This is a genomic window from Rhodococcus sp. EPR-157, from assembly GCF_001647195.1.
GTDB lineage: Bacteria > Actinomycetota > Actinomycetes > Mycobacteriales > Mycobacteriaceae > Rhodococcoides.
On sequence record NZ_LVCV01000097.1, the window covers coordinates 1 to 307 of the forward strand.

Below are 307 nucleotides of genomic sequence, written 5' to 3' on the forward strand. Positions count from 1 at the left end.
CGTCCTGTTCGCGCACTACGACCACGCCTACACCGCCCCCGACGAACGCTTCCCCCGACGCGCAACCACCACCGACCCCACCGACCGCGACGTCCGCAGCTACCCCCACATACACCCGGCATCCGACTTCACCACCGTCGGCGACATCTTCTCGAGTGTGACCAACCCCGACCGCAAGAAACCCTTCGACATCCGCACCGTCATGCGCGCCGTCGTCGATCAAGACCACAGCGTCCTCGAACGCTGGGCCGACATGGCCGACGCCGACACCTCCGTCGTCTTCGACGCCCACCTCGCCGGCATCCCC

Annotated in this window: 1 protein-coding gene; it reads left to right on the forward strand. The window is 67.4% G+C overall.

Annotated features, from left to right (window positions below):
- A partial coding sequence (locus tag A2J03_RS03755; protein WP_156520186.1) for a hypothetical protein occupies positions 1-307 on the forward strand: 307 nt, incomplete at both ends.